Here is a 2,560-nt window from a genome sequence, read left to right on the forward strand (position 1 = left end):
GAATTGCTCACTGTGCCCGTACCTGACCCGCCGGTGACCGGCGTACCCAGCGACCCGAACGAGCTGGCCGCGCCCGCGCCGGCGCGCCCCTCCCGGCTCGACCCGGCCATCGCGGCCCAGCTGCGCCGCACCGCCGACGGTCTGGTCGCCGCCGTGGTGCGCGCGCACGACTCCGGTGAGGTGCTGATGGTCGCCTGGATGGACGACGAGGCGTTGCACCGCACCCTGACCACCGGCCGGGCCACCTACTGGTCGCGCAGCCGACGCGAATACTGGGTCAAGGGCGCCACCTCAGGGCACCACCAGTACGTGCGGTCGGTCGCCCTGGACTGCGACGGGGACGCGCTGCTGGTGAGCGTGGACCAGGTCGGCGCGGCCTGCCACACCGGCCACCGGACCTGCTTCTTCACCGAGCTGCCCGTCACCGGGACGGAGGCGCACTCATGACCGACGGCTCGCTCAGCCCTGACCTGGCCACTTTCACCGCGTTGGCCGCCGAGTGGCGGGTGGTGCCGGTGACCCGGCGGCTGTTGGCCGACGCGGAGACCCCGGTCGGCGTCTACCGCAAGCTGGCCGGTGGGCCGGGCACGTTCCTGTTGGAATCGGCTGAGCAGGGCGTTGGTTCGGCCGGGATGGCCTGGTCGCGGTACTCGTTCATCGGGGTACGCAGCAGCGCCACCCTGATCGAACGCGACGGCGTGGCGACCTGGCTCGGCCAGCCGCCGAGCGGGCTGCCCACCGAGGGTGACCCGGTGCGGATGTTGCGGGAGACGGTCGCGGCGCTGGCCGGGCCGGTCGGGGACCCGTCCGACGGTCTGCCGCCGTTGACCGGGGGCATGGTCGGCTACCTCGGCTACGACCTGATCCGGCGGTTCGAGCGGTTGCCCGAGCTGACCGAGGACGACCTGGGCGTCCCGATGGTGGGCATGATGCTCGCCACCGACCTGGTGGTGCTCGACCACTACGACGGCTCGGCGATCCTGGTCGCCAACGCGGTGCTGCCGCCGTTGGACGCCCCGGACCGCGCCCCGCAGGTCGCCGCCGCCTACCACCACGCGGTGGGCCGGTTGGACGCGATGACCACGGCGTTGTCCCGGCCCATCCCGCCGATGATCTCCACCGTCGAGCGTCCGCCGGCCGGAGAGGTGCTCTGCCGTACGCCGGAGGGCGGTTATCCGAAGGCGGTGGAGGCGGCCAAGGAGGCGATCCGGGCCGGTGAGTGCTTCCAGATCGTGCTCTCCCAGCGCTTCGAGCGGACGACCCACGCCGACCCGCTGGACGTCTACCGGGTGCTGCGCACCAGCAACCCCAGCCCGTACATGTACCTGTTGCGCTTCGACGGGTTCGACATCGTCGGCTCGTCTCCGGAGGCGCACCTGAAGGTCACCGGCGGCGCGGACGGGCGGCGCCGGGCGTTGCTGCACCCGATCGCCGGCACCCGGCCGCGAGGTGGCACCCCCGCCGCCGACGCGGCGCTCGCCGCCGAGCTGCTCGCGGACCCGAAGGAGCGGGCCGAGCACGTGATGCTGGTCGACCTCGGCCGCAACGATCTGGGGCGGGTCTGCCAGCCCGGCAGCGTGGAGGTGCCCGAGTTCGCGACCATCGAGCGGTACAGCCACGTCATGCACATCGTCTCCACCGTCACCGGCACGTTGCGTGACGACCAGAGCGCCTTCGACGCGTTGGCGGCGACCTTCCCGGCCGGCACGCTCTCCGGGGCGCCGAAGGTGCGGGCCATGGAGATCATCGAGGAGTTGGAGCCGGTCCGTCGTGGTCTCTACGGCGGCACCGTCGGCTATTTCGGCTTCGGCGGCGACCTGGACATGGCGATCGCCATCCGGACCGCGTTGATCCGCGACGGCCGCGCCTACGTGCAGGCCGGGGCCGGTGTGGTCGCCGACTCGGACCCGGCCGCCGAGGATCAGGAGACGCGGAACAAGGCAGCGGCCGTGCTGGCCGCGATCGCGGCCGCCGAGACCCTCCGGCCCGCTCGGTGAGCGCGAGGAGTGCAGCGCAGCGGAGCCCCGCAGTCGCGAACGAAAGGCAGACTCAGTGAGTGGGGAGCGGGCCGTCGTGGGCCGGCGGGCGTTGACGTACGCCGTGCTGCTCTGCCTGGCCGGCGCGGGCCTGGCGCTGTGGGCGGCCACGCGGAGTTGGTCGGTCGAGATGTCGGTACGTCCGGCGCCGCTGCCGCCGGTGCGCGACACGCGCAGCGGTGCGAGTCTGCTGCCCTGGCTGCCGGCGTTGGCGCTGGTGACCCTGGCCGGGGGTGGTGCGGTGCTGGCCACCCGGGGCCGCCTGCGGCGGGCACTGGGTGTGCTGCTCGGCGTGCTCGGCCTGGCCGTGGCGGCCGGCGGCGGGTACGGGCTGGTGGCCGACGTGGGCGGCGCGGTGAGCCGGCAGTGGCCGGCGCTCTGCTTGCTCGGCGGTCTGCTGGCCGCGGTGGGCGGCTGGTGGACGGCGTTGCGGGGCGGTGAGTGGCCGGCGATGGGCGCCCGGTACGAACGTCCGGCGCGGACCACTGCGCAGGCGGCGTCGGCGCAGGGTGACCCGGCCGGGT

The 2,560-nt window shown here is 73.8% G+C and carries 3 protein-coding genes; all 3 read left to right on the forward strand.

Annotated elements, in window-relative coordinates; translation table 11 throughout:
- Positions 1-12: 12 nt before the first annotated feature.
- Positions 13-447 carry a phosphoribosyl-AMP cyclohydrolase gene (hisI, locus tag KBX53_RS29295; protein ID WP_030334436.1) on the forward strand — a complete coding sequence of 145 codons (435 nt, stop codon included), beginning with the start codon at positions 13-15 and terminating at the stop codon, positions 445-447.
- Positions 444-1,997: an anthranilate synthase component I gene (locus tag KBX53_RS29300; protein WP_030334434.1), complete on the forward strand. Its 1,554-nt coding sequence runs from the start codon at positions 444-446 to the stop codon at positions 1,995-1,997. The genes hisI and KBX53_RS29300 overlap by 4 nt, the downstream gene beginning before the upstream one ends.
- Before the next feature lie 55 nt (positions 1,998-2,052).
- Positions 2,053-2,560: Trp biosynthesis-associated membrane protein (locus KBX53_RS29305; RefSeq protein WP_210862845.1), on the forward strand; the 508-nt coding region annotated here is incomplete at its 3' end.

This window comes from Micromonospora sp. M51, from assembly GCF_018070305.1.
GTDB lineage: Bacteria > Actinomycetota > Actinomycetes > Mycobacteriales > Micromonosporaceae > Micromonospora > Micromonospora parva.